Genomic DNA, 26,640 nt, shown 5'->3' with positions numbered 1-26,640 from the left:
CCACATTGTTTTGTATTGCCCGCTAAGCCCCATTCCAGAGCCTTTCAGTGGGTTATTTTGCCTGCATTAAAAGTGTGACCAATTATTGTAGGACAGTCGTGTTAGTGACCGTAGGGCCCTCTTTTGGCTCTAGTCGGCCCTTGGCAAAGCTGCTACTCTCGGCGCGCTTTGTGACGTCTAGGCCTGCTTGAAGCGCCAGATTCACCTTAAAAAAACATACACCAATAATAATCGCATCAAATGCGATGATGAATTCGCGTCGCTGAGGAGTGGGCTTCCATGAACGAAGACTTTTGGAAGGATAAGTACCCCGCCGGGATTGCTGCACAAATCAATCCAGACGAGTATCCGAATATTCAGGCGGTACTGAAGCAGTCCTGCCAGCGCTTCGCCAACAAACCGGCTTTCAGCAACCTGGGCAAGACCATCACCTACGGTGAACTGTACGAATTGTCCGGCGCATTCGCTGCCTACCTGCAACAGCACACCGACTTGAAGCCTGGCGACCGAATCGCCGTGCAACTGCCCAATGTCCTGCAATACCCGGTCGCCGTATTCGGCGCCATCCGTGCCGGGCTGATCGTAGTCAACACCAACCCGCTGTACACCGCGCGGGAAATGGAACACCAATTCAATGATTCCGGGGCCAAGGCCCTGGTTTGCCTGGCCAACATGGCGCACCTGGCTGAAAAAGTCGTGCCCAAGACTGCGGTCAAACACGTGATCGTGACCGAAGTGGCCGACCTGCTGTCGCCGTTCAAGCGCCTGTTGATCAACAGCGTGATCAAGTACGTGAAAAAAATGGTCCCGGCCTATCATTTGCCGCAAGCGATCAAGTTCAATGACGTGCTGGCCAAGGGGCAGGGCCAGGCGGTCAGCGATGCCAACCCGGCCAGCGGCGATGTGGCGGTGCTGCAATACACCGGCGGCACCACCGGCGTGGCCAAGGGCGCAATGCTCACCCATCGCAACCTGGTCGCCAACATGCTGCAATGCAAGGCGCTGATGGGCTCCAACCTCAATGAAGGGTGCGAGATCCTGATCACGCCGCTGCCGCTGTACCATATCTATGCGTTTACCTTTCATTGCATGGCGATGATGCTGATCGGCAACCACAATATCCTGATCAGCAACCCGCGCGACCTGCCGGCGATGGTCAAGGAACTCTCGAAGTGGAAGTTCAGCGGCTTTGTCGGCCTCAATACCCTGTTCGTGGCGTTGTGTAATAACGAAGGTTTCCGCAAGCTGGATTTCTCCGCGCTGAAGGTCACCCTGTCGGGCGGCATGGCGCTGCAGTTGGCGGCGGCCGAGCGTTGGAAGGCCGTGACCGGTTGTGGCATCTGCGAAGGCTACGGCATGACCGAGACCAGCCCGGTGGCCACGGTCAACCCGATCCAGCATATCCAGATCGGTACCATTGGCATCCCGGTGCCCTCCACCGTGTGTAAAGTGATCGCCGACGACGGCACCGAGCTGCCGCTGGGCGAAACCGGCGAGCTGTGCGTGAAGGGCCCCCAGGTCATGAAGGGCTACTGGCAGCGCCAGGACGCAACCGACGAAATGCTCGACAGCGAAGGCTGGCTGAAGACCGGCGACATCGCGATCATCCAGCCCGACGGCTACATGCGTATTGTCGATCGCAAGAAAGACATGATCCTGGTCTCGGGTTTCAACGTGTATCCCAACGAACTGGAAGACGTGCTGGCAGGCCTGCCGGGCGTGTTGCAGTGCGCAGCCATCGGCGTGCCGGATGAAAAGTCCGGGGAGCACATCAAGCTGTTCATCGTGGTCAAGCCAGGCGCCACCCTGACCAAGGAACAGGTGATGGAACACATGCGCGCCAACGTCACCGGCTACAAGGTGCCCAAGGCCGTTGAATTTCGCGATGCGCTGCCGACCACCAATGTGGGCAAGATTCTGCGGCGTGAATTGCGCGATGAAGAACTGAAGAAGCTCGGTCTCAAAAAGTAACGCACTTCAAATGTGGGAGGGGGCTTGCTCCCGATAGCGGTGGGCCAGTCACAGATAATGTGACTGACACTTAGCTATCGGGAGCAAGCCCCCTCCCACATTTATGACTGCGTTATTACAGGGCGAACTGCGCAAAGCTGATTCCTGCACCGGCAGGGCGCACATCCTTGAGGAACGAGTCCTTGTCGGCGCTCAGTTCCAAGGTGATTTCCGGCTTGCGCTTGCCGGCATTGCGCACCACCAGCCCTTCGAGGTTCTCACGCAGGAACACCGTTGGCACTTTCAGGTGCAGCAGTTGGTCAGTCTCGGCGTTGTGCATCAACAGATGGATCCACTCGTACTGGCCCAGGCCAATCCGCGCCACTGGCAAGTCGAACCACCAGATATTGCGTTTGGGGTCCAGGTCGGTGAAATGGCAGTTGTTGACGCCGAGTACGGCACCGCCCAGTTCCTGGTTTCTGCGGGCGATGGCCTGTGCTTTATTGAGTTTCATAACCTTCCTACGGGATCTGTTATTCAGCGTTCGAGCCTGAATCTGCCGGGCATTCTCGTGGGTTGGCCGCAAAACATAAAGGCAAACCTGCCCCTTTCGATGAAATGCTCGCTGAAAAATAATTGAAACTCTGTCGCTTGGCTTCGAGTCAACCGCTACGTAGTGACCTAAAACCATTTGATAGTTATCAGGAGTAATACCATGGGCAGCACTTCCGATAAGGTAAAAGGCGTAGCTAATGAAGCCGTCGGCAACGTCAAGCAAGGTGTCGGCAAGGCGACGGACAACGACAAAATGCGTGCTGAAGGCGTGATCCAGGAAAAGAAAGGTGAAGCTCAGCAGGCAGTGGGCAAGACCAAGGACGCAGTGAAAAAAGCGACCGAGTAAGACGGTCCGGCTGGCTCATCCCAGCAGCCCGACGGCCATCTACGGATGGCCGTTTTTGTATCCAAGGCTGCAACTAAAGTTTAGAAATTGTTTCAAAGTCGCCAAATGGGCTACTTTGATGTAGAAAACGGCCCCTGAGTCGCCCGCGACCCCACCCTCTTTGCGGCGAAAGGAGACGCTATGATTTTTCCGGTACTCGATGGTCTCAAGCTGCACAAGGTGCTGGTGCGCACCGTTACGGAATTCGTCGACGACGAGATGCCCACCTACGCCTCGGCTCTGGCCTACCAGATGCTGTTCTCGTTGTTTCCTTTCCTGTTGTTCCTGATTGCCCTGATCGGTTTTCTGCATCTGCCGGACTTCTTCACCTGGCTGCGCCTGCAGTCGGAGCTGGTATTGCCGCCCCAGGCACTGGAGCAGGTCAACCCGGTGATCGACCAGTTGCAGCAATCCAAGGGCGGGCTGCTCTCGGTGGGTATCGTGATCGCCCTGTGGACCGCTTCCGCTGGCGTACGCCTGATGATGAGCGCGATGAACGCGGCCTATGACGTGGTGGAGGGGCGGCCGATCTGGAAGCGTTTCCCGCTGTCGATTTTCTACACCATCGGCATCGCCGGCATGCTGCTCGCCGCCGCCGCGCTGATGGTGCTCGGCCCGCAGGTGATGGAATGGCTGGCGGGGCAGATCGGTATGCAGGAATTTGTCGTCACGCTGTGGACCATCCTGCGCTGGCCGCTGATCGTGATCCTGCTGATGTTTGCCGTGGCCCTCATGTATTACGTGATGCCGGACGTCGAACAGGAGTTTCGCTTTATCACCCCCGGTTCCGTATTGGCGGTGGTGGTGTGGATCGTCGCTTCCCTCGGCTTTGGCTACTACGTTAAAACCTTCGCCGACTACAACGCCATGTACGGCAGCATCGGCGCGATCATCGTGTTGCTTTTGTACTTCTATATTTCCGCCGCCGTGCTGTTGCTTGGCGCGGAGATGAACGCCGTGATCGAACACATGTCCGCCGAAGGCAAGGACCCCGGCGAAAAAGAAATCGACGAACCGGGCCATGCCGGTGAAAAACAACATGTCTCAGGCCTGGGCCGGGACCATTCCAAGCCTCTCACCGTTGAGCCTGATCAATGATCCGTGAAATCCTGAAAATGGGCGATGAACGTCTGCTGCGCATCGCCCCGCCAGTGCCGCCGGAAATGTTCGACAGCCCCGAGCTGTGGCAACTGATCGACGACATGTTCCAGACCATGGAACACGTGGGCGGCGTCGGCCTGGCTGCGCCGCAGATCGGTGTGGACCTGCAATTGGTGATCTTTGGTTTCGAGGCCAGCGAACGCTACCCGGAGGCGCCGCCGGTGCCGCAGACGATCCTGATCAACCCGTTGATCACACCGCTCAGCCCGGTGCTGGAAGAGGGGTATGAGGGCTGCCTGTCCGTCCCCGGCCTGCGCGGCGCTGTGGACCGCTATCAGCAGATCCGCTACGAAGGCTTCGACCCCAAGGGCGAGCCGATCGTACGCTTCGCCGACGGCTTCCATGCACGGGTGGTGCAGCATGAGTGCGATCACCTGATCGGCCGGTTGTACCCGTCGCGGATTACCGACTTCAGCAAGTTCGGGTTTATCGAAGTGATGTTCCCGGAAATGGACCCAACCGCCGACGAATGAGCAGCAGACTGCAACAGGTCCAAATGTGGGAGGGGGCTTGCTCCCTGTAGGAGCGAGCTTGCTCGCGAAAGATGTCAACGATAACGCGTGCTTGCTGAATGAACGCGGTGCCTGTGAGTTTTTCGCGAGCAAGCTCGCTCCTACCCACCGCTATCGGCGCAAGCCATCCAGGTTATCGAAGGCCCATCGCAATCATCGGCTTGTTGCGCTTGTAGCGCACCAGCCGTTCACTGAGCGACTGCGGCAACACGGTGTGCTGGGAAAACCCCATGCGCTGGTACAGCGTTTCAAGGTCTGGGTGGCACAGCAACCACACTGTGCCGTCCACTTCAGCCACTGCCAGGTGGATCAACCGCGCCGCCACCCCCTGGCCGCGATAAGCCGGGTCAACGAACACGCCGGTCAGCCATTGCCCACCGACCACGGGGGTCAGGCACAACCCGGCAACGATCTGCGTGTCCCTCGCCACCCACAACTGCCCGTCCTTGAGCGCCTTCATCGACGAGTTGTGGCTGCGGTAAAACTTGTTCAGCAGCGGCCATAGCGGCGCTGCCAAGCGTTCGATGTGCATGTTCAAACCAATGAAAGGGCGAGGCGGGCATTGTAGCCTTTGCCGGCAGGGCGCAAACATCGGCCTGCGAGTCCGTATATAAAGTTATAAATAGATGACTTTTTAATATTATTAATGAATAAGAGGGCTTGCTAGGATCGCTGCTTCGAAGCACCCGACACACCGTGCCCAACCGCACCCGCCGTCAAGGTCAAGGAAGCGCTCTTATGCTGAAAATTATTGCTGTCGCCGTTCTTTCGCTGGTCGCCGCCAAGGCACTGGCCGCCGATCCAGCCACGCTGCGCATTGGCTATCAGAAAAGCTCGGTGAGCATGGTCCTCGCCCGTGAACACAAGCTGTTCGAAGCCGCGCTGCCCGGCACCCAGGTGCAGTGGACCGAATTTCTCGGTGGCCCGCCGCTGATCGAGGCGCTGAACGCTGGCAGCCTGGACATCGGCAATATCGGCGACATCCCACCCATTTTTGCCCAGGCCGCCGGGATTGAATTACAGTACATCGCCGTCGAGCCCAATGAGGGCAAAACCGAAGCCGTGCTGGTGCCTCAAGCCAGCCCCATTCAGAGCGTGGCTGAGCTCAAGGGCAAGCGCGTGGCGCTGCTCAAGGGTTCCAGTGCGCACAACCTGTTCCTCAAAAGCCTGCTGCGCGCCGGCTTGCAGTGGAAAGATGTGAACGTGGTGTACCTGTCGCCCTCCGACGGGCGCGCCGCGTTCGAGCAAGGCAAGGTGGACGCCTGGGTGGTGTGGGACCCTTACTACTCGGCCGCCGTGGTCGACGGTGCCGCCCGCGTGTTGGGCACCGGCGAGGGCCTCAATCCGGCCGGCAGCTTCTTCGTGACCAGCAGCGCGTTTGCCCGACAAAATCCCCAGGCCATTGCCACCATCCTGCAAACCCTCGGCAAGGCGCAGCGTCTGTCCCTGGACCAACCCGAAGTCAGCATCGCGCTGATGGCCAAGACCCTGGGCCTGCAACCGGCGGTGGTCAAACGCTACTTCGAGCACCGCTCGCCCGAGCCGATCCGGCCGCTGCAGGCGGTCGACATCGCCAATCAGCAACGCACCGCCGATTTGTTTTTCGCCAATGGCTTGATCCCGAAAAAGGTCGATGTGCAGCAGGTTGTCTTCAAAGGTCCATAAGCCGATACGCCGCGAGTTCGCCTTGGTTGGCTTGGCTTAGATTGCTGCCAGGGTGTCTTTCACTGCCTGGGCCTGTGGAGCAGCCGCCTTCGCCGCTACCTGCTGCTGTTGCTGCTCCTTTAAACGCTCAGCCACTTGCCTGGCAATGGCGTCTTGTTTTTCCTGCGGCAGGGCCTGCACTTGCTCTTCTGTCATCCCTTGTTCCTTGAGCAACTGCTCGCGGATACGCTCGGCCGGGGTTTTGCTCATGTATTCGCTGAGTTCAGCCCGCGCCCCGGAGGTCGTCGCTGTGGCTTGCAACTGCACGCGGGTCTTGGCGAAGGCCTCGTCGATGCGATCGCTCGCCTTGTCCAGGTCCTTCTGGGCGGCCGGCACCATCACGCTTTGCTGCGCCGTTTGCAGGGCGCCGCTGTACAGCGCGCTGGCAGCGGCGTTGGCCGGATCCATGTCGGAGCGCTTGAGCTGTTGGACGGTCGACGCGGCTTGGGTGTCGTTGTTAACCAGCATGATCGGTCACCTGGGGGAATGTTCGGTGTGACAGCTGGAGCAATTAGCATGCCGGGCACGACGTGCCCGTTTTTATTGGGGGGCAAGCCGCCGTCGCGGCAAACACTGTCCCGTCGACGGCCAACCCTTGCCGTCAGTGGGCGATATTCTCCAATGCCAGGTTACGCGTTCGCGGCCCGAACCAACTGATGGTGATCATCACAATCAACATGCTGCTCGCGATAAACGCCAGCACGCCCGGTGTGCCCAGGTGTTCGAGGATAAAACCGATCAGCAGGCTGCTGAACACCGTGGACAAGCGGCTGAACGAGTAGCAGAGCCCTACCGCCCGCGCACGGATATTGGTGGGGAACAATTCGCTCTGATACGAGTGATAGCTGAAGCTCAGCCAGGCGTTGCAGAAGGTGATCATCACCCCACAGAAGATCAGCCCCACCGCCGTGGTTTGCACGGCGAACAGGCTGCCGAAGATCACCGCGCCCAAGGCCGAGCCGACAATCTGCCACTTGTTCTCAAAACGGTTGGCGACCTTCACGAACAGCAGCGGGCCCAGCGGATAGGCGAGCGTGATGATAAACGCGTAGAGCAGACTGTGGGTTACGCTGACGCCCTGGCCCGACAGCAAGGCGGGCAACCAGTTGCCAAAGCCGAAGAAACCGATGGCCTGGAACACATGGAAGACGATGAGCATCAAGGCGCGACGGCGGTAGGGCGGTTGCCAGATATCGGCGAAACGGCCGCTGCCCTGCACGCTGACAGCCTCGGGTTCCGGCGCATCCAGAGGCTTGCCGTGATCCTTCAGGCAGCGCGCTTCAAGGGTGTCCATGATCGTGCCGGCTTCCTCGAAACGACCTTTCTGCGCCAGCCAGCGCGGTGATTCCGGCAGGCGCTTGCGCAGTTGCCAGATAAACAACGCAAAGACTGCACTGCTGAGCACCACCCAGCGCCAACCGGAGATCCCGAACGGCGCCTGGGGCACCAGCCACCATGACATCAGCGCCACCGCCGGCACCGACAGGAACTGGATGAAAAACGCAAAGGCAAACGCCGAACTGCGCATGCGCTTGGGCACCAGTTCCGACAGATAGGCGTCGATCGTCACCAGTTCAATACCCAGTCCGATGCCCACCAGAAAGCGCATGCAGATAATGCCCAGGGCGGACGTCTGGATGCCCATCAGCACCGTGGCGACGGTGTACCAGATCAGCGCAAAGGTGAAGATCGCCCGGCGCCCGAAACGATCGGCGATGGGGCTCAGCAGGCTGGCGCCGAGGAACAGGCCGAGGAAGGTGGCCGAGGCGAACGCGGCCTGGTCGGAAAAGCCAAACACACCCTCGCTGCCCGTGTGGAAAACCCCGTCGCTGATCAGGCCTGGGCTGATATAAGCCGTCTGGAACAGGTCATACAGCTCGAAAAAACCGCCGATCGACAGCAATGCCACCAGGCGCCAGATGCTGGCGACGGCGGGCAGGCGGTCGATACGTGCGCTGATGTGGGCGGCGCGGGTCGGGTCGATGCCGTCAGTGGTGGCGCGTGCAGGCATGGGTCAGAACACTCAGTAAGTGATGGGGATTTCAAAGACCTGGAACGCATCATCCACCGGTTGGTAACCCAACACTCGTGTGGTTTCGCTCAGGTCCAGGCGCTTGAAGCGGTTATTGGAAATGCCATGGGCGACCAAATGTTTCACATCGCGGGTGTCCACCGCGCACTGCAGCAGTTGCACCGCATCGCGCGGGCTGAGCCACGCGCTGAGGTCGCGGGCGTTGTTCAGGTCGGCGTGCTGGGGAAACTCAAACGCGCCAATGCGCACGGCGATGGTCGAGAGTGGGGTTTTGGCCGCGTAATAGCCACACAGCGCTTCACCGTAGCATTTGGTCACGCCATACAGGTTGGCGGGCATCACTTGCATGTCGGGGGTGATCTCACGGTCTACCGGATAACCTTCGACAGCTTGCGCGCTGCTGGCATATACCAGGCGCTGCACGCCAGCGGCCACGGCGGCCTCGAACAGGTAGGTGGTGGCGAGGATATTATTGGGCAGCAGCTCCTCGAACGACGCATCGGGGTCCGGGATACCCGAGAGGTGTACAACCACCTCGATGTTTTCGAGCAGGCTGGCGAGGACGGATTTGTCGCTCAGGTCAGCGTGCACGAAGCGGTGTTCGCCGAGCGCGAAATCCGGCTCGACACGGTCGGTCAGGGTGAAGCGGTAGCGGTCTTTCGACGCCTCGAAAAAGGTCCTGCCGATTTTGCCGCAGGCGCCGGTCAGTAATACGTTGAGTCCGTTCATGGTGTGTCCTTGTTTAATTATGGCCGTCGAGCGCGAAGGTCTTGAAGCCTGCATGCTGCCCGCCGAGTCGTTGATAATACGCCGCGATGGCGGGGTAGGGCGGACGCTCCATGGGCGTCACCTGCCAGCGGTGTACCGAGAGGCCGATCAGGATATCGGCGAGGGTGAATTCATCGCCCGCTACGTAAGCGCCAGTCTTGGCCAACTGTTGTTCCAGAATGCCCATCACGCTGTTCCAGCGTTGCACTGCGGCGGCAATCTGTGTTGCGTCCAGGCCGTCGGGATTGTTACGCACCAGCGCGGTGAACGCATCGCCCCAGGCACGGTTGAGTTCGACCGCTTGCCAGTCGATCCATTGTTCGACGCGGGCCCGTGGCGCGGGCTCGACGGGCAGCAGGTCAGTGCGTTGATAGAGGCCGACCAGGTAGCGGCAGATGGTGTTGGACTCCCACAGCACGCCATGGTCGTCGATCAGCACCGGCACCTGGGCATTGGGGTTCAAGGCGAGAAATTCGGGGGATTGGGTGGGCTTGAAGCCGATGCCCCAGTCTTCACGCACGTAGTCGATACCCAGTTCCTGGCAGGTCCACAGTACTTTTCGTACGTTAATGGAGGAGGCGCGGCCCAAGATTTTCAGTGAATGTCCCATGGTGCTTCCCTGCGCTCGTGAATGGCAGAGGCAATTTAACAGACGTTTGGTGACGATAGCGAGGTAGTGCCGTCAGCGAGAAAAGGCGAGCAATTGCCCGTTTACGGCAATGTCGCCTTAACATGGGAAGAGGTTCAGCGGGGATGGGCCATTTGTTGCATTTATAATTCAGATATCGTGCAGTCAATGTAGTCATGAATAGCAGTGCTCTTACTCACTGCCCGCCCTTGTCGCATGAAACCGAAGGAATTAAACAACATTATCTCAGGCACCCGGTCCGGTCAGTGTGAAGACGCCGTTCTCGAACGTCACGGGTTGTTGGTCGGGTGTCGTCGTTGACGTGAATGCGAACGTTGCGTCTATCTCAAGCTTTTCAAAATCAACGCTCTTCAGTAAAAATTCCCCTTTCTCGGGATAGTAAATCCATCCAAAACGTTCATGTTCGTGGTAGTAATAACCGTACACGTCTGACTCGGGTTTAAACTCATAAGTGCCTGGCGCAATGGTTTTTTTCAGCGAGATAAAAAACATGCGCTCACCTGCTTTTCTATCAAATGCCGTGACGCCATAGTGGGTCGCGGTTGAGTCGAAAAAATCTACGCTATCTGACGTGAATGGAGCAGCTATAAGTGAGACGTTGCAACTCACTACGCCTTGGGAAAGTGACCTTTTCTGTGTTTTTAATGTGTGCATGACGAAGTCCTTTTTAGTAGCGGTTTGTGGAGCACAATGCAGCCAACAACTCACTTATAGGACATCGTCAAACACTTGCCTACTGTCAAGGTTGACAGGTAGGGGGAGGCGTTCGGGTCGCTTTTTCGAAGAGCGTACAGAGAGAAAAATTTGCCCCCCTTCACAGTTAAGCCAACGGTGTGTGCTGGTCCATGGCCTTGCCCACCAGCAAGACGCTCAGCTCGCTCAATTGGTGGATGGCCAGGGCTACGTCGCGTTGCTTGCCGTGAGGTCATTGGACAGGTCAAGCAGCAAGGTGCTGACGGAGCACACGGTTTCGTAGCTGTTGATCAGCAGGGTTTCGGTAGAAATATCGGGGAAGACGGTGAAGAGGGTGTTTGGCGGCGTGTCGATTTCTTTGAACATTGCAATGCTCCTGGTTTAGGAGGTCCAAAAATGGGCTACTAAACCCGATCACCGAGGAATTCAGCGACCGGCAAACCTTAAAGACCGCCACCCCGTCACACAAGCCGGCGGATTCTGACGTAACCGTAGGTAATGGAGCAAGGCACTTGGCGTGATGTCAGCCGCTTCCTACAGGCATCCTACGTGCGCGTGATCGTTCCTACGCCCTGCTTGGCACAGATCATGTGACCGCCTTAAGAACAACGACATCCGGGCATAGAAAATCAATGTGATAGCCATTAGTACCATCGCCAATAGCCACATGAACGCCACTGACGCCCTCGTTCATCTGAGAGTTAATGCTGAAATCTATAATGGGTGTAATCGCCTGATTTACGCCTATGGCGAACTCGGTGAGGTGTGCTCCTCTTTTTCCCGCCGCGCGTTTAATCAGGTCGGCATAATCTCGGTTGTCTACCGTGAATGACCTGACCTTATTGCCTTCGACCTTCAGGCTGGCCTGTTTTGAAGCAACTTCACCAATCAGTGTAGTGAGTGAGTTTGTGATGTCAGGAGGCGCGCTTTGCGCTTTTCTCAGAACGGTTAGAATTCCACTCACTCGGAACTCTCCATTGACAGTGAAAGGGCAAGCCGTTTGGGGCTGCATATGAGCAAGGTGGACTTCGAAAAACTCGGCGGCTGAGTGAACGAAGTTATCCTTTAAATCTCCGTCAAGCATTGCATAGGGCACCGCGCTGGATAAAACGTTTACAGTCGATTGGGTTGAAGGTCCTGTCAGGGCAAGGGGGGACTTACAGTTAATCAGTTCTAAGGCTTTTTGCTGCTCCTTGAGCGCTTGTGTAATGTCGCTTTTTAGAAAGCACTCTAAGCTATATAGTGCATTGTTGATTGTGTTTTCAAAAACATGTATAGGGAAAAATACACAGCGTTTTTTATCGGTGAGCCTAGCTAGGTCAAATGTCTTTTTTGCAGCGCAGTCACTAAACGAAAACACCAGGCTATTTTGATCCAGTGACTGAGCTTGCATAATATTTTTTGTCGTAAAGTGCTGAAGACTACAGTACTCAAGAAACTGGGGTGAGTCGGAAGTGATCACAAGGTTTCCCTTGTCCAGCACTGTGGTTTTGGGCGCTATCATAGGGTGGGCTCCTACTTGCGAAGGCGCCAAAGCCTAAGCCTTGGCGCTTCAGTGCTTCAATTAAGGCCACGACAGCGGTGGCCAGGTAAACGCTTCTGAATCAGGCGTTTTTCGATTGAGCTGTTGTTCGTTCGATTGATCTAAGGTTTTCATTTTGCCTCCTATCTTATTGATCCGGTTCTGTTTGTAAGCACCCCGTTGGGCGGGGTGAAAACATTAGCTCTCCAAAGGGGGCAGATTGAAAGTATTGAATGATGGTTTTTATATGTATTTATTTTAAGTCAGAGGTCTTTATGATTTTTTACGAAGTCTGTAAGTAACGTCTGTACGTAGCATCTGAAAATATAGTTTCTCGTGTCTGGCTGTTGCGCTCGTAAAGTTTCAAGGCGTAGTTTTTGTACTTCTGGCTTTTACGGTGCAGGAGATGCAGATATGTATCCAAGCAGAAAAGTTATAAGTGCCGCCGAACTGAAACGAGCCCTGACATTAGAGGATCTAACCGACCTCAACCTCGAGCCGCACGCAGTGCGACTATTGCTTGATCAAATTCTCCAAGGCCTGACCTCACGTCATTGGCCTGACCCTCAGTGGCTGGAAGGGCCGCGTGTGGTTTCGGCCCACGATAACTACGGCCTGCTCGGCTACGACACCCGCGAAATTACCCTGGGCAGTGCCCACACCCGGTGGGTTGATGACATCAGCCTGCTGCGTACTCAAACCACCAGTTTGATTCCGGCAGCGTTACAGCGGGCCAGTGAAAACCGCCAGCCTGGGCAGATGAGGCTGTTGGCGGCGCCCGGCATGACATTTCGACGTGATAGCCGTGATCGCTGGCATTGCGCGGAACCGCATCAAATGGACCTGTGGGTATTGGGCGAGCCGCAGCTTGCTGAGCGGGACCAGCTACTGCGCCTGGTGGGAGACATCCTGGACATTGCGGTGCCCGCCATGGAATGGGTGTTCTCGGACAGCCCCCACCATTACACCGAAGGTGGTATCGAGGTGAACTTGATCCTTGATGGAGAACCGATCGAGGTGTTGGAGTGCGGGTGCATCGCCCGGTCGTTACTTGAACGCTTGAATATCGATCCGCACCACCACGGCGGCTTGGCTTTGGGGATGGGCCTGGATCGTTTGACCATGCTGCGCAAGGGCATTCCGGATATTCGACTCCTGCGTGATACCCATCCCCGCGTCAGGGCGCAAATGTTCGACTTGAAGCCGTGGCAGCCGATTTCTCGATTGCCTTCGATTACCCGAGACATTTCTCTTGCGGTGACGCCGGGGCAAAGCGAAGAAGTTATCACTGAGAAGATGCTGCTCGCCGCAGGTGAGGACGCAGCGTGGGTGGAAGAAATGCAGATCAAGGGGCGCTGGTCTCGAGATGAGTTGCCAGCGCAAGCAATCGCTCGCCTGGGGTTGTTGCCTGGGCAAGAGAACATCCTGCTTCGTATCGTGTTACGCGATTGCTCGCGATCCATCGGTTCGCGGGAGGCCAACGCGCTATACGAGCGTATCCAGGCAGCGTTGCACGAAGGCGCAGAGGGCGGCGGCTACAGGCTCCCTCCGTCCGACTAAGCGCGAGCCTTCACGTACTCTCCCGCACCTGCAACTCAAACCCCATATCCACCACCGGCTTGGCGATCTTGTTACCCGCCATGATCATCAGCAAGTGCTCCGCCGCACGCCGGCCGATGGCTTCGCGGGGCGTGCTGATGCTGCTCAGGCGCGGCACCATGAAGGAGGATGCGGGCAGGTCGTTAAAACCCAGCACCGCGACGCGTTGCGGCACGTTGATGCCATGGCGCATGGCTTCCAACAGTGCACCTTGGGCCAGGTCGTCGTTGCCGAAGAAGATCGCATCCACATCGGGATGAGCCGCCAGCAGCTGTAAAAACAGTTCGCCACCCAGGCCGACCGACGAAGGGCGCGGGGTCAGCAATTCCAGCGCCGGGTCGTACAGGCCGGCGTTTTGCAGTGCTCGGCGGAAACCTTCGCCACGCAGCAACGTGCGTTGATCCAGTTGCGCGCCGATGTAAGCCAAGCGTTTGTACCCACGGGAGAGCAGATGCGCCGCTGCCGTTTCCCCGGCGGCCAACTGCGAGAAGCCTACGCAGTTCACGCCGGCATTCGGGTCCAGGTCCATCATATATACGCAGGGCACGTTGCTGGCCTCGACCATCCGTCGCGCGCTTTCGGTGCGGTCGAAGCCGGTCAGCAGCAGACCTCGAGGCTGGTAGGCCATGTAGTTGCGCAGCAGGTTTTCTTCTTCGTCACGCGAATAGTGGAAGTTACCGATCAGTACTTCAAAACCCTTGGGCCGCAGCACCTGGTGAATGGCTTCCAATGTTTCGATAAACAGCAGGTTGGACAAGGACGGCACCAGCACCACTACCGAATGGCTCTGGGCCGACGCCAGCGCACGGGCAGCGGGGTTGACCACGTAGTTGAGTTCGGCGGCGGCTTGCTGGACTTTTTCCACCAGTTCGGCGGCGACGGTGCTGATACCGCGCAGGGCGCGGGAGGCGGTGATCGGGCTGACGCCGGCCAGACGGGCAACTTCATTCAATGTGGGGCGACCGGTGGTACGGGTATTTTTATCGTTCTTGGAGGTCATCAGGCGGCTTGCCAAACAAAAATCGAGGCACTAAGGTAGCGCTGTCTCCAAACGGCTGCAAATGCTTGAACGTTGGGTTGCCTGATCCCGTTCAAATGATTGGAGCGGATGCACGCGTCACTCCATAAAAAAAGACAAGACGGCGCGGGAAAAGCCTGTTTTTGCACTAGCCTTACAGCGTGCAAAGGTAGCGCTATCTGCGTCCTGAGGTGTTTATGAGTCAACCTGTTACTGCCCTGGTCATCATGGGTGTTGCCGGCTGTGGCAAAACCAGCGTTAGCGAGGCCCTGTGCCGTCTGAACGGCGCCACCGCCATTGAAGGCGACAGCTTTCACCCCGCCGCGAACATCGAAAAGATGAGCGCCGGCCACCCCCTCAACGACGACGACCGCGCCGGCTGGCTCGACATCCTCTGCGATGAACTGCGCCGTTCGCTCAAGGCCGGGGAGCATCCGGTGCTGACCTGTTCTGCGCTGAAAAGGAAATACCGCGATCACCTGCGCGAAGCCGCGCCGGGCCTGGGCTTTGTGTTCCTGGAGCTGACCCGTGAAGTGGCCGCCGACCGCGTGTCCCATCGCCCGGGCCATTTCATGCCGGCCAGCCTGATCGACAGCCAGTTCGCCACTCTTGAATCGCCCAAGGGCGAGCCGCTGACCCTGGCCCTCAACGCCAGCGAAGACAGCGTCGAGGAGCTGGCCGAGCAGACCAACGCCTGGTGGCTCAAGCACGGCTTTGAACCTAATCACTAATTTTTTGCCGGAAAGATAGCGCTATCCCCGGCAGGAAGTTCAACACCCGCTTTAATAACAACAACAAACAGGAGAGACCCCCCATGTTTGGCATGTCCCACGAGTCATACCTGCTGCTAGACGCAGTAGTCACTATCATCGGGTTGATCGTTCTGATCACCAAGTTCAAGGTGCACCCGTTCATTGCACTGATCATCGCGGCCGGTTTCCTCGGCCTGACCTCGGGCATGCCCGTGGACAAGATCATCAAGGCGTTCCAGGACGGTTTCGGCGGGGTGCTCGGCTTTGTCGGCATCATCCTCGCGCTGGGTACCATGCTCGGCAAGATGATGGCCGAATCCGGCGGCGCCGATCAGATCGCCCAGACGTTGATCCGCGCCTTCGGCAAGGACAAGGTCCAGTGGGCCATGATGTTCGCCGCGTTCCTGGTGGGCATCCCGCTGTTCTTCGAGATCGGCTTTGTGCTGCTGATCCCGCTGGTGTTTATCGTTGCGCGCCGCACCGGTGTGTCGCTGATCAAGATCGGTATTCCGCTGCTCGCCGGCCTCTCGGCAGTGCACGGCCTGGTGCCGCCGCACCCGGGCCCGCTGCTGGCCATCGGCGTGTTTGGCGCGGATATCGGCAAGACCATCCTGTATGGCCTGATCGTCGCACTGCCCACCGCCATTATCGCCGGCCCGATCTTCGGTACGTTCATCGCCAAGTACATTCCGGGCAACCCGTCCCAGGAACTGGTGGATCAACTGGCCCGCGAGACCGATAACAAATCGCTGCCAAGCTTCGGCATCACCCTGGTCACCGTGCTGCTGCCGGTGTTTTTGATGCTGCTCAAGACCTTCGCCGACATCGCGTTTGCCGAAGGCAACGTAGTGCGCAACTGGATGGACATGATCGGTCACCCGATCACCGCGCTGTTGCTGGCGTTGCTGCTGTCGCTGTACACCTTCGGCCATCGCCAGGGCATCCATTCCAAGCAGATCCTCAAACTGCTCGACGCCAGCCTTGCGCCGACCGCCGCGATCATCCTGATCATCGGTGCCGGTGGCGGTTTCAAGCAGATGCTGGTGACCAGCGGCGTGGGCGACGTGATCGGCCACATGGCGGTGAATGCGCAGATCAACCCGATCCTGCTGGCGTGGCTGGTGGCGGCGGTGATTCGTGTGGCAACCGGTTCGGCCACCGTGGCGACCATTACCGGCGCGGGCATCGTGGTGCCGGTGGTGGGCATGATCCCAGGGGTTAACCGCGAGCTGCTGGTGCTGGCGACGGGGGCGGGCTCGTTGATCCTGTCGCACGTTAACGACGCGGGGTTCTGGTTGGTGAAGCAGTACTTCAACATGACCGTGGCCGAGACATTCAAGACCTGGACGGCGATGGAGACCATTCTGTCGGTGGTGGCACTGATCTTCATCATGCTGCTGTCGTTGGTGGTGTAAGCCACACCACTCAACCAATGTGGGAGGGGGCTTGCCCCCGATAGCAGGGTGTCAGTCACTGCATGTGGTGACTGATTCACCGCCATCGGGGGCAAGCCCCCTCCCACTTTTTGACCGAGTCGGGCGCTGATCTTCGTCATGTTGCTGTCGTTGCTGGTGTAAGCCACACCACCACAGCAGATATGGGAACCCAATCCAATGTGGGAGGGGGCTTGCCCCCGATAGCAGGGTGTCAGTCACTGCATGTGGTGACTGATTCACCGCCATCGGGAGCAAGCCCCCTCCCACAATTTTGACCGAGTCGGGCGCTGATCTTCGTCATGTTGCTGTCGTTGCTGGTGTAAGCCACACCCCGCAACAAAAGCTGGAAACCCAATCCAATGTGGGAGGGGGCTTGCCCCCGATAGCAGGGTGTCAGCCACTGCATGTGGTGACTGATCCACCGCCATCGGAGGCAAGCCCCCTCCCACAATTTTGACCGAGTCGAGCGCTGATCTTCGTCATGTTGCTGTCGTTGCTGGTGTAAGCCACACCACCACAGCAGATATGGGAACCCAATCCAATGTGGGAGGGGGCTTGCCCCCGATAGCAGGGTGTCAGTCACTGCATGTGGTGACTGATTCACTGCCATCGGGGGCAAGCCCCCTCCCACAATTTTGACCGAGTCGGGCGCTGATCTTCGTCATGCTGCTGTCGTTGCTGGTGTAAGCCACACCACCACAGCAGATATGGGAACCCAATCAAATGTGGGAGGGGGCTTGCCCCCGATAGCAGGGTGTCAGCCACTGCATGTGGTGACTGATTCACCGTCATCGGGGGCAAGCCCCCTCCCACTTTTTGACCGAGTCAGACGCCGGGTTTTGCTACCAGCCCGTCCGCCCGGAACATCCCGCGAATCCCCCGCACCGCCTGGCGAATCCGGTCCTGGTTCTCGATCAGCGCGAAGCGCACGTGATCGTCACCATACTCACCAAAGCCAATCCCCGGCGATACACACACCTTCGCCTCCAGCAGCAGTTTCTTGGCAAACTCCAGCGAGCCCATGGCGGCATACTGCTCGGGAATCTTGGCCCAGACATACATCGACGCCTTCGGATTTTCCACCATCCAGCCCAGCTCATGCAGACCCTTTACCAGCACGTTACGGCGCTGACGATACTGCTCGGCAATGTCTTTCACACACTGCTGATCGCCTTCCAGCGCCGCAATCGCGGCGACTTGCAGCGGGGTGAAGGTGCCGTAGTCGTGGTAGCTCTTGATCCGCGCCAGGGCGTTGACCAGTTCCGGGTTGCCCACCATGAAGCCGATACGCCAGCCGGCCATGTTGTAGCTCTTGGACAGGGTGAAAAACTCCACCGCGATGTCCTTGGCGCCGGGCACTTGCATGATCGACGGGGCTTTCCAGCCGTCGTAGACGATGTCGGCGTAGGCCAGGTCATGCACCACCAGCACGTCGTATTGCTTGGCCAGGGCGATCACGCGCTCGAAGAAATCCAGCTCCACGCACTGCGCGGTGGGGTTGGACGGGAAGCCGAGGATCATCATTTTCGGCTTGGGGATCGAGCCGCGAATCGCCCGCTCAAGCTCAGCGAAGAAGTCCACGCCGGGCACCAGCGGCACCGAGCGTACTTGGGCGCCGGCAATCACGGCGCCGTAGATGTGAATCGGGTAGCTGGGGTTGGGCACCAGCACGGTATCGCCCTGGTCCAGGGTGGCCAGCATCAAGTGCGCCAGGCCTTCTTTGGAGCCGATGGTGACGATGGCTTCCGACTCGGGGTCGATGTCCACCTCATAACGATCTTTGTACCAACGCGAAATCGCCCGGCGCAGGCGCGGAATGCCTTTGGACGTCGAGTAGCCGTGGGTGTCTTCACGCTGGGCGACGGTGACCATTTTCTCCACGATGTGCGGGGGCGTGGCGCCGTCGGGGTTACCCATGCTCAAGTCGATGATGTCTTCGCCGCGCCGACGCGCAGCCATCTTCAGCTCGGCAGTGATATTGAACACGTAGGGGGGGAGTCGATCTATGCGCGCAAAGCGGCGCGGCGAACCTTGGTCTGCCATTGTTGCCTCGAGGTACGTAAGCGCCCGGAACCGTCCGAGCGACGTCGGCCACTGCGGTGGCCTGCGGGCAGACAATACGGTCGATGATGGCCAGTTGTCCAGATGCGTAGGAAAAATTTCCACATGGAGCGCGACGCGGATATGCCCCTATACTCGATGCGGGTTTGTTCCCTCATAAGAAGGAGACTGTTCGTATGGATCAGCAGACAAAACAACCGCTGGAGCCACGCATGGAAGCCGGCAAGGCCATGGTGATCGCCGGCGTTCAGGGGCGCTATTCGAAGGCTACCGTGGGCGATATCCCCAATCTGTGGGAGTTGTTCGACACGTGCATCAAGGACATCAAAAAGCGCGTCGGCGGCGTGACGTATGGTGTTTGCCATAACCCCAAGCACGGCGAATTCGACTACATGGCCGGTGTTGAAGTCCCGACCAAGGGCGATGTGCCGAGCAATTTCCAGTTCATCGAAATTGCGCCGCTCAATTACGCCGTGTTCACGCATTACGGGCCTGTGCGGGCGCTGGAACAGACGTACGAGCGCATCATGTTCGAATGGCTGCCGCATTCGGGCTACAAGGTGATGGGCGCGGATTTCGAGCGCTACAGTGCGGACTTTGACGGGAAAAAGGGCACCGGGACGGTGGAAATCTGGCTGCCGGTTGGACAGAAAGCCTGAGAGCCAGAACCGGGGGCGACTCAGCCCCCGAAGCTATTTTGATAACCTTGAGCGGATTGACGTATGGCGCTCGCCACCTCAGGCGCCAACCGGCAGTAGTCATCTTCGCGCTTGAGCACCATTTCAAGGGTCTGCAACAGCGCCTGGATACGCTCCTCGGGATGTTCGACTTCGCAGGTCCTGGCAAATTCGAGGATGCCCAGGCGCGAGGCGAATAACGATTTATTTCCGCCCAGGTCCAATGCCAGTGAGTCTTCCGGGATGTAAGCGGTGGTGTTCACGATGTCGTAGGCCGGTGCCAACCGCATATCTGATTTCACCGGATTGCTATAGAGCACGCCGAAATTCTTCAGATGGGCATCGCCATTACCCACGATGCAACTCAGCGCTACGCTATCGAACAATTGGTCCAGCGAACTGCGTTGATGCGCCGGGGCGCAGAACACGCGTACAGCCTTGGCTATGGCGGCGTAACTCTTGGTGTACTTTTGCTCGGCGGACAGGCCCATCAGCGCGGTCATGTCTTCGAAGCCCAGTGGGTTGAGCTGTGCGTCCCGATCGAAGCGCCGCATGATGAACAGCTTATGGTTGCGGGACAGATAAAACGGCGGTACGGGCAGGCCCGCGTCTCGGGCAATGGACATGCACAGGTATTCATTGATGGCCAACCCCGGAAACTCGTCGCGCCCGCTTTTAATAATCAGATCGTCGGTTTTCGAGGTGAATTTCTGTTCGGGCGTTTGTGGTTTTTCCGGCACCAATACTTTGGGTTGCACACCGGAAATACCTGCTCGCAGGATGTAGCGATCCACCAGCTCGACGAACAGATCTTCCGCGCCGTCCCACGCAAGAATTTCGTCGAGGTTTTCTCCGGTTGTGTGGGGGCTGTTGCGATGGATCAGCTCGTTCACCTGTTCAGAAGATACGAAAACCCGACCGATTGGCGCGCTGCTTCCCGAGAGCGCCAAGAGCAACATCGGGTCGACCTTCACCGTTTTGGCGAGGCGATTGCGCAGTTGCTCCAGCACGTAGCCTTCGGGCAAATTCATCTGAAAGATAGGGTGCAGGTCCCGGCGACGGTATTCTTCCGCGCGGACGGGCATCGACAGGCTGATTGCGCTGTCGGCTTTTGCGTTATCGCTATACCGGAACAAATAGTCTTGAGCACCGACCAGCACGCTGCCGCTGCCCCCTTGAGGCGTATGAACGCGTAGCGTGGAGCTATTCATTGAACAAGTCCTCCAGTTCCTCCAGGGTCGGCAAGGTCACAGGCACCAATTTGAATTCGCTGCCCAAGGCGGCGACCACCCGAGCATAGGCATTCATCGAGACCGAGAGGCTGCCTTTTTCGATTTCGATCAGTTTTTGCCGGGTAATTCCGGCCAACTTCGCCAGATCCACCTGCTTATATCCGCGATTCAAGCGCATGGTGCGCAGCTGGACGCCGAGTCGTTGAGTAATTACAGAAGTGTCCATGTCGCGTATACATTACTTTGCTGTTGTTAAGTTATGTATACGTTACATTTTAGCGCTGTCAACACCAGCCGTACTAAACACCCATCTCAACCTGCGCTCATACCCAATCTTTCCCCTGTAAGCCTCACCGCTATCCACCCAACCGGCTGCCAGATACAACCCCATCGCCGCTTCATTGTCCGCATCCACCGACAATTCCAGTGCCTTGATCTGCGGCCACGCCTGTAGCGCCACCTCCGGCAGCGCCTGCAAACAGGCCTTGCCAAACCCACGACCCTGCTGATGCCGATCGACCTGCAACGCATGCAGCGTCGCACTGTGTTCGTCGGCCCAGTGGGGCAGGCAAGGTGGGCGTTTGAGGAGCAGGAAGGCTACCGGCCGCTCGTCGGCGAGCAGGGCGAAGCCTTTGATAGCGTCGGGGTTGGGATTGACCAGCAGGCTGTTCAGCGCGCAATAGATATCACCGGAATACGCCAGTTGTTCTGGATTGACTTCCAGTCCGTCGAGCTGCTGTTTTTGTACAGCACTCAGCGCCTGATAGGGGACGAGGCGGGTTTCCATGTGCGGCATATCCGAAATCCTACAAAGAGGGCGGATTCTAGCGTTTTTGCCGTAGGCGACATTATTTTTGTGCGGACTGTCGATTTGCCTGCAGCGCGTTCCTGGCCGAGTCGCCCGAGCGCCTCGACAGCGCGTTTCCTCGAACAACGCCTGGCCGAACTCCAAGCCCATCAACAGTGACTCACTCAAGCATCTTGCCCAGCAACCAACTGCCCGCCGGCCCCGGTGGGTTTTGTCGCGACCACACCGCATCCACCGCCACCGAGCGGGGCCAGCTGCGCACCTTGAGTTCGACCAATTGCCCACCGCCAAAACGCTCCACCAGCCAGCGCGGGATCGGAGCCCAGCCGAAGCCCAGTTGCGCCATCTCCATCAACATCAGGTAACTGGGGGCCGACCATACGCGCTGGGGGCTGCGGTTTTCATTGGGATTGATGATGCTCGCCAAGCGCAACTCCCGGTGCAGCTGCAGCGTCTGCGGGTGAACCTTGGCCAGGCTTGCCAACGGGTGTTTACGCGAGACGAACAGCGCGATTTCGGTACGTTCTTCAACGGGGGCAAACGTCAGGTCCGGCGGGTAAACCTCCTGCTGTTCGATAAACGCGATGTGTGTGCGGCCACTTTGCACCAAGGCGATCAAGTCTTCGCATTCAGCGATCAGGCATTCCAACTCAAGGTCCGGGTAGCGTTGTTCAAAGGCGCTGAGGGCAACCTCGAAGTGGTCGGACTGGTAGGTATCGGACATGGCGATACTCAGCTTCGGCTCCAGCCCCTGGGCCAGTTGGCTCGCCGCCAACTCCAGCCGGCTGCTGGCCTCCAGCACCTGCTCCGCACGCTGCAGCAACACCTGGCCGGCCGGCGTCAGCGTCGGTTTGCGGCTGCTGCGATCGAACAGCACCACGTCCAAGTCAATCTCCAGGCTGGCCACCGCCGCGCTGATGGTGGACTGACTCTTGCCCAGCTTACGCGCCGCCCCGGAAAACGAGCCTTGGGTTGCCGCCTGGACAAATGCCTGGAGCACTTCATGGGACGCCATGAGTATCGCCTTGATCGATGGTTATTAGTTATGAAGTATCGACTCAAGGGGTAATCATGGCAACCATCGTCCTTCACGGAGCCGGGTCATGAACCCTACCAAGTCGATGACTGAACGCGTTTTGCAAGCCTTGGGTTTTGAAGGTTTGGCGTTGTTGATCTGTACGCCCTTGCTGGTCTGGGTGACCGGCCGACCGGCCCTGGAAATGGGCGCGGTGACCCTGGGCATCAGCTTGCTGGCGCTGAGCTGGAACGTCATTTTCAACAGCTTCTTCGACCGCCTTAAAGTGCGCCTGCAGCTGCCCAGCGGCGGCTGGACGCGGGTGCTGCACGCGCTGCTGTTCGAAGGTGGCTTGATCCTGCTGGCGGTGCCATTGATTGCCGCCTTGATGAAGATCAGCCTGTTGGAAGCCTTCATCCTCGACATCGGGGTGCTGCTGTTCTTCCTGCCGTACACCTACGTCTATCACTGGGGCTATGACGTGGTACGCGAAAGGGTTGCCAGCAAGACCCCGATTTCCCTGTGAGCGCCAGGCGCCTACAGGAACATGCCGCCGGAAGCCTCAATGCGCTGGCCGGTAATCCATTGACTGCCATCGGCCAGCAGCAGCGAGATGGCGCCGCCAATGTCATCGGGTAAACCGGCGCGGCCCAAGGCGGTGTTGTTGGCGACCATGGCATTGATGTCAGCGTTGTCGCGCACCGCACCACCGCCGAAGTCGGTTTCAATCGCACCAGGGGCGAGGATATTCACGCTGATGCCACGCGCGCCCAGTTCCTTGGCCTGGTAACGGGTCAGCACCTCCATTGCGCCTTTCATGGCCGCGTAGGCGGCGTAGCCCGGCAGGCTGAAACGCGCCAGGCCGCTGGACACATTGAGAATGCGCCCACCGTCGCGAATCAACGGCAACAGCTTCTGTGTCAGAAAAAACGGGCCCTTGAAATGAATCGCCACCAGTTGGTCGAACTGGGCTTCGGTGGTTTCGGCAAAGCTTGCATGCAGGCCGATACCGGCGTTGTTGATCAGAAAATCAAAGTGGTTCTGTGCGAAAGCATCCTTGAGCGCGCCGGTAACTTCAGCGACGAACCCTGCGAACGTCGCGCTCTGGCTCACGTCCAGTTGCAACATGGCGGCGCGGCCGCCCAGTTGTTCGATCTGCGCCACTAACGCCTGGGCCTCGTCGGCCTTGCTGTGGTAGGTACCGATGATATCGACGCCCTGTGCGGCAAGGTGCAGTGCAGCACTTTTGCCCAAGCCGCGGCTGGCGCCGGTGATCAGTGCGATTTTACGTGGGGTCATGCTGCAGTCCTCTGAAGTGATGGTGGGACTGAGTGTATTTGTACGCCGGCAACGTGATAAACATGGTTATATCGGAATCACTGGTCGGGCAAGGCGAACAATCCCATGAATAAACTGGAGCTGCTGCGCACGTTCGTGCGTGTCACCGAACTGTCGAGTTTCACCCAGGCTGGCGAGAGCCTTGGCCTGCCGCGCTCCACCGTCTCCGAGCAGGTGCGGACTCTAGAAGAACTGCTCGGTGCGCGCCTGTTGCAACGCACCACGCGCAGGGTGCAGGCCACCCAGGACGGTCGGGTGTTGTATGAGCGCAGCAAGGATTTGCTGGCGCATATGGAGGAACTGGAAGGGCTGTTCCGACAGGACGAAACACAATTGGCCGGCAGCATCCGGGTGGACATGCCCAACGCGATGGCGCGCACCTTGATCGTGCCCAACTTGCCCCCGTTCATGGAGCGGCATCCGCTGATCGACATGCAGATCAGCAGCTCGGACCGCCAGGTGGACCTGATCGCCGAAGGCTTCGACTGTGTCGTGCGCGTGGGCGCCCAGCCCGATCAAAGCGTGGTGGCGCGGCGGGTGTGCAGCCTGCCCATGGTCAACTGCGTGAGCGCGGCGTATGTGCAGCGCTACGGCAGGCCCGAAACCCTGGCGGACCTTGAGCACCATCAACTGGTGCATTACGTAAGGCCGCTGGGCGCACGCTCGGCGGGGTTCGAATACGTGCAAGGCGGCAAGGTGCAGCGGCTGCCGATGGCCGGGCGCGTGACCGTCAACAGCACCGATGCGTACCAGGCGGCGTGCCTGGGGGGCTTTGGCATCATTCAAGTGCCACGCCTGGGCATCTGCGAATTGTTGAGCAGCGGCGAGCTGGTGGCGGTGCTGCCGGATTACCCTGCGCCGCCGCTGGACGTGTCGTTGCTCTACGCCGGCCAGCGGCATTTGCCCTTGCGCGTGCGGGTGTTCATGGAGTGGCTGGCGGCCACGCTGCACGCGCATCTCTAGAGGCGAACGTGGCTCAGAACAGTTGCGTGAACAGCCAGTAAAGGCTGCCCGACAACACAATCGCCGCCGGCAACGTCAGCACCCAGGCCATCAGCAAATTGCGGATGGTGCGCATCTGCAAGCCGCCGCCGTTGGCCACCATGGTTCCCGCCACACCCGATGACAGTACGTGGGTGGTCGACACCGGCAGACCGAACATGTCCGCCGCGCCGATGGTCAGCATCGCCACGGTTTCGGCCGAGGCGCCTTGGGCGTAGGTCAGATGGGTCTTGCCGATCTTCTCGCCCACCGTCACCACGATGCGCTTCCAGCCAACCATGGTGCCAAGCCCCAGGGCGATGGCCACTGCGATCTTGACCCACAGCGGGATAAACCGCGTGGCGCTGTCGATCTGTTGCTTGAACAGCTGCAGCTTGTCTTGGGTGTCGGCGTCGAAACCGCCGACCTTGCCCTTGTCCATCAAGCGAATGGTTTCGCTGGTCAGGTACATGTCGTTACGCACGTTGCCCACCGCTTCAGCCGGTACGGCGGCCAGGGAGCCATAGCCTTTGACCTCGGCACCGATGTGGCCGGTGATGGCGGCGAGGGCGGGCACCAATTCCGGGGTGGCTTCCTTGGTGCGCACATAGGTCGACAAGGTTGCGCGGGAGTCGGCGGGTGCCGGCTGCGGCACCGCCTTCACCAATGCAGCCTGGGTTACCTCGGCGACCGCCGCGAATTGCAGCGACTGATCGGCGGGCATGGTGCGGTTCAGCGCGTAGGCCATCGGCAGGGTGCCCACCAGGATCAGCATGATCAGGCCCATGCCTTTTTGCCCATCGTTGGAGCCGTGGGCGAACGACACACCGGTGCAGGTGACGATCAGCATGCCGCGAATCCACCAGGGCGGCGGGGTATCGCCTTGGGGCGCTTTATACAGCGAGCGGTTTTTCACGAAGGCGCGCAGGGCCAGCAACAGCAAGGCGGCAAACGCGAAGCCGATCAGCGGGGACAACAGCAAGGCGTAGCCGATTTTGGTGGCCTGGCTCCAGTCGACACCGCTGGTGCCATCGCGGCCATGCATCAAGGCATTCGCCACGCCCACGCCAATGATCGAACCGATTAGGGTGTGGGACGACGACGCCGGTAAACCCAGCCACCAGGTGCCGAGGTTCCACAGGATCGCGGCGATCAGCAGGGCAAAGATCATGGCGAAGCCGGCCGATGAACCCACCTGCAGGATCAGCTCGACCGGCAGCAGGGCGATGATGCCGAACGCCACCGCACCGCTGGAAAGCAGCACGCCGAGAAAGTTGAAAAAGCCCGACCACACCACCGCGAAATGCGGCGGCAGCGAGTTGGTGTAGATCACCGTCGCCACCGCGTTGGCGGTGTCGTGAAAGCCGTTGACGAATTCGAAGCCCAGGGCGATCAACAGCGCCACGCCGAGCAGCAGGAACGGCGTCCAGGTGGTGACCACCGTGCCCAGTTCGTGCATGTCATGCATCAGGCTATAGGCGGTGAACAACAGGCCCATGGCGAGTACGGCGAAGAACATGATCACCGTCACCAGGCCGGGCTTGGTGTCCAGGCGGGGTGTGGAGGCGGTGGGTGAGGCGTGGGGGGAGGCAGTCAGGGAAGGGGTGGCCATGCCGGAGCATCCAGTGTGATGAGGATGTCGCCCATGATCATTGCAGAATGTTACAGAGATGCTGCGGCAGGTCAGTGTTTAAGGGATATGCGGGTGCCGCTGGTCTGTTAGGCACCGTGCGATGATCGTTCCCACGCTCTGCGTGGGAATGCTTCCTGGGACGCTGCGCGTCCCGCCAAT

At 58.9% G+C, this 26,640-nt stretch carries 27 protein-coding genes and 1 pseudogene; 11 read left to right on the top strand and 17 right to left on the bottom strand.

What is annotated here, in order from left to right:
- Positions 1-279 precede the first annotated feature (279 nt).
- A complete protein-coding gene (fadD1, locus tag C4J89_RS20480) occupies positions 280-1,971 on the top strand; it encodes a long-chain-fatty-acid--CoA ligase FadD1 (protein WP_124371653.1) in 1,692 nt (563 codons plus the stop codon).
- 115 nt (positions 1,972-2,086) lie between these two features.
- On the opposite strand, the gene C4J89_RS20475 is transcribed toward fadD1, so the two are convergent.
- Positions 2,087-2,464: a hypothetical protein gene (locus C4J89_RS20475; protein ID WP_124415441.1), complete on the bottom strand. Its 378-nt coding sequence runs from the start codon at positions 2,462-2,464 to the stop codon at positions 2,087-2,089.
- A 201-nt stretch (positions 2,465-2,665) separates the two neighbouring features.
- Here C4J89_RS20475 and C4J89_RS20470 point away from each other — a divergent pair, with 201 nt between their 5' ends.
- From C4J89_RS20470 to def, 3 genes are all read left to right on the top strand, one after another.
- Entirely contained in the window at positions 2,666-2,851 is a 186-nt protein-coding gene (locus C4J89_RS20470; RefSeq protein ID WP_124371651.1) for a CsbD family protein, read from the top strand.
- 180 nt (positions 2,852-3,031) lie between these two features.
- Positions 3,032-3,988, top strand: coding sequence for a YihY/virulence factor BrkB family protein (locus C4J89_RS20465; RefSeq protein WP_124364107.1), 957 nt, complete (start codon positions 3,032-3,034; stop codon positions 3,986-3,988).
- Positions 3,985-4,524 (top strand): peptide deformylase, encoded by a 540-nt coding sequence (def, locus tag C4J89_RS20460; protein ID WP_124408002.1) that lies wholly within the window; start codon positions 3,985-3,987, stop codon positions 4,522-4,524. Before C4J89_RS20465 ends, def begins: the two co-directional genes overlap by 4 nt.
- A 172-nt stretch (positions 4,525-4,696) precedes the next feature.
- On the opposite strand, the gene C4J89_RS20455 is transcribed toward def, so the two are convergent.
- Complete coding sequence (locus C4J89_RS20455) at positions 4,697-5,095, bottom strand: GNAT family N-acetyltransferase (RefSeq protein ID WP_124415440.1); 399 nt, start codon at positions 5,093-5,095, stop codon at positions 4,697-4,699.
- Positions 5,096-5,301: 206 nt separating this feature from the next.
- Between C4J89_RS20455 and C4J89_RS20450 the strand changes: the two genes are divergently transcribed.
- Positions 5,302-6,228 carry an aliphatic sulfonate ABC transporter substrate-binding protein gene (locus tag C4J89_RS20450; RefSeq protein WP_124415439.1) on the top strand — a complete coding sequence of 309 codons (927 nt, stop codon included), beginning with the start codon at positions 5,302-5,304 and terminating at the stop codon, positions 6,226-6,228.
- Between the two features lie 36 nt (positions 6,229-6,264).
- Here the strand turns inward: C4J89_RS20450 and C4J89_RS20445 are convergent, their stop codons facing one another.
- From C4J89_RS20445 to C4J89_RS20415, 7 genes and pseudogenes are all read right to left on the bottom strand, one after another.
- Positions 6,265-6,735: a hypothetical protein gene (locus tag C4J89_RS20445; RefSeq protein ID WP_124415438.1), complete on the bottom strand. Its 471-nt coding sequence runs from the start codon at positions 6,733-6,735 to the stop codon at positions 6,265-6,267.
- A 133-nt stretch (positions 6,736-6,868) separates the two neighbouring features.
- The gene (locus C4J89_RS20440) at positions 6,869-8,278 is read right to left on the bottom strand and encodes an MFS transporter (RefSeq protein ID WP_124415437.1); all 1,410 of its coding nucleotides are present in this window, start codon (positions 8,276-8,278) and stop codon (positions 6,869-6,871) included.
- Positions 8,279-8,290: 12 nt separating this feature from the next.
- On the bottom strand, positions 8,291-9,028 hold the full coding sequence (locus tag C4J89_RS20435) for an NAD(P)-dependent oxidoreductase (protein ID WP_124364100.1): 738 nt from the start codon (positions 9,026-9,028) through the stop codon (positions 8,291-8,293).
- Between the two features lie 13 nt (positions 9,029-9,041).
- Positions 9,042-9,677 carry a glutathione S-transferase family protein gene (locus tag C4J89_RS20430; protein WP_124364099.1) on the bottom strand — a complete coding sequence of 212 codons (636 nt, stop codon included), beginning with the start codon at positions 9,675-9,677 and terminating at the stop codon, positions 9,042-9,044.
- Between the two features lie 264 nt (positions 9,678-9,941).
- On the bottom strand, positions 9,942-10,370 hold the full coding sequence (locus C4J89_RS20425; protein ID WP_124415436.1) for a DUF6252 family protein: 429 nt from the start codon (positions 10,368-10,370) through the stop codon (positions 9,942-9,944).
- A 166-nt stretch (positions 10,371-10,536) separates the two neighbouring features.
- Positions 10,537-10,775, bottom strand: a pseudogene (locus tag C4J89_RS20420) (DUF6124 family protein).
- A gap of 220 nt (positions 10,776-10,995) precedes the next feature.
- Entirely contained in the window at positions 10,996-11,913 is a 918-nt protein-coding gene (locus C4J89_RS20415) for a hypothetical protein (protein WP_124415435.1), read from the bottom strand.
- Positions 11,914-12,345: 432 nt separating this feature from the next.
- Between C4J89_RS20415 and C4J89_RS20410 the strand changes: the two genes are divergently transcribed.
- Positions 12,346-13,491 carry a hypothetical protein gene (locus C4J89_RS20410; RefSeq protein WP_124371642.1) on the top strand — a complete coding sequence of 382 codons (1,146 nt, stop codon included), beginning with the start codon at positions 12,346-12,348 and terminating at the stop codon, positions 13,489-13,491.
- Positions 13,492-13,501: 10 nt separating this feature from the next.
- Here the strand turns inward: C4J89_RS20410 and C4J89_RS20405 are convergent, their stop codons facing one another.
- A complete protein-coding gene (locus C4J89_RS20405; protein ID WP_164484594.1) occupies positions 13,502-14,533 on the bottom strand; it encodes a LacI family DNA-binding transcriptional regulator in 1,032 nt (343 codons plus the stop codon).
- Between the two features lie 212 nt (positions 14,534-14,745).
- Between C4J89_RS20405 and C4J89_RS20400 the strand changes: the two genes are divergently transcribed.
- Both C4J89_RS20400 and C4J89_RS20395 read left to right on the top strand, forming a co-directional pair.
- Positions 14,746-15,279, top strand: coding sequence for a gluconokinase (locus C4J89_RS20400; protein ID WP_124415434.1), 534 nt, complete (start codon positions 14,746-14,748; stop codon positions 15,277-15,279).
- 83 nt (positions 15,280-15,362) lie between these two features.
- Entirely contained in the window at positions 15,363-16,715 is a 1,353-nt protein-coding gene (locus tag C4J89_RS20395) for a GntP family permease (RefSeq protein WP_124368091.1), read from the top strand.
- An 846-nt stretch (positions 16,716-17,561) separates the two neighbouring features.
- Here C4J89_RS20395 and alaC read toward each other — a convergent pair.
- Positions 17,562-18,779: an alanine transaminase gene (alaC, locus tag C4J89_RS20385; RefSeq protein WP_124364091.1), complete on the bottom strand. Its 1,218-nt coding sequence runs from the start codon at positions 18,777-18,779 to the stop codon at positions 17,562-17,564.
- 194 nt (positions 18,780-18,973) lie between these two features.
- On the opposite strand from alaC, the gene C4J89_RS20380 reads away from it, so the two are divergent.
- Positions 18,974-19,456 (top strand): GyrI-like domain-containing protein, encoded by a 483-nt coding sequence (locus C4J89_RS20380; protein ID WP_124364090.1) that lies wholly within the window; start codon positions 18,974-18,976, stop codon positions 19,454-19,456.
- Positions 19,457-19,476: 20 nt separating this feature from the next.
- Here C4J89_RS20380 and C4J89_RS20375 read toward each other — a convergent pair whose 3' ends face one another.
- From C4J89_RS20375 to C4J89_RS20360, 4 genes are all read right to left on the bottom strand, one after another.
- A complete protein-coding gene (locus tag C4J89_RS20375) occupies positions 19,477-20,685 on the bottom strand; it encodes a type II toxin-antitoxin system HipA family toxin (protein WP_124415432.1) in 1,209 nt (402 codons plus the stop codon).
- The gene (locus C4J89_RS20370; protein WP_124364088.1) at positions 20,678-20,932 is read right to left on the bottom strand and encodes a helix-turn-helix domain-containing protein; all 255 of its coding nucleotides are present in this window, start codon (positions 20,930-20,932) and stop codon (positions 20,678-20,680) included. The genes C4J89_RS20375 and C4J89_RS20370 overlap by 8 nt, the downstream gene beginning before the upstream one ends.
- Before the next feature lie 42 nt (positions 20,933-20,974).
- Complete coding sequence (locus tag C4J89_RS20365) at positions 20,975-21,493, bottom strand: N-acetyltransferase (protein WP_124415431.1); 519 nt, start codon at positions 21,491-21,493, stop codon at positions 20,975-20,977.
- Positions 21,494-21,674: 181 nt separating this feature from the next.
- Positions 21,675-22,529, bottom strand: a complete 855-nt coding sequence (locus tag C4J89_RS20360; protein ID WP_124415430.1) for a LysR family transcriptional regulator — start codon at positions 22,527-22,529, stop codon at positions 21,675-21,677.
- An 88-nt stretch (positions 22,530-22,617) separates the two neighbouring features.
- Here C4J89_RS20360 and C4J89_RS20355 point away from each other — a divergent pair, with 88 nt between their 5' ends.
- Positions 22,618-23,055: a multidrug/biocide efflux PACE transporter gene (locus tag C4J89_RS20355; protein WP_124415429.1), complete on the top strand. Its 438-nt coding sequence runs from the start codon at positions 22,618-22,620 to the stop codon at positions 23,053-23,055.
- Between the two features lie 11 nt (positions 23,056-23,066).
- On the opposite strand, the gene C4J89_RS20350 is transcribed toward C4J89_RS20355, so the two are convergent.
- Positions 23,067-23,828 (bottom strand): SDR family NAD(P)-dependent oxidoreductase, encoded by a 762-nt coding sequence (locus C4J89_RS20350; protein ID WP_124415428.1) that lies wholly within the window; start codon positions 23,826-23,828, stop codon positions 23,067-23,069.
- A 105-nt stretch (positions 23,829-23,933) separates the two neighbouring features.
- On the opposite strand from C4J89_RS20350, the gene C4J89_RS20345 reads away from it, so the two are divergent.
- The gene (locus C4J89_RS20345) at positions 23,934-24,830 is read left to right on the top strand and encodes a LysR family transcriptional regulator (protein WP_124415427.1); all 897 of its coding nucleotides are present in this window, start codon (positions 23,934-23,936) and stop codon (positions 24,828-24,830) included.
- Positions 24,831-24,843: 13 nt separating this feature from the next.
- On the opposite strand, the gene C4J89_RS20340 is transcribed toward C4J89_RS20345, so the two are convergent.
- The gene (locus C4J89_RS20340; protein ID WP_124368081.1) at positions 24,844-26,460 is read right to left on the bottom strand and encodes an inorganic phosphate transporter; all 1,617 of its coding nucleotides are present in this window, start codon (positions 26,458-26,460) and stop codon (positions 24,844-24,846) included.
- Between the last annotated feature and the right edge of the window lie 180 nt (positions 26,461-26,640).

This window comes from Pseudomonas sp. R4-35-07 (genome assembly GCF_003852235.1).
GTDB lineage: Bacteria > Pseudomonadota > Gammaproteobacteria > Pseudomonadales > Pseudomonadaceae > Aquipseudomonas.
This window is presented reverse-complemented; position numbering and strand designations above follow the sequence as displayed.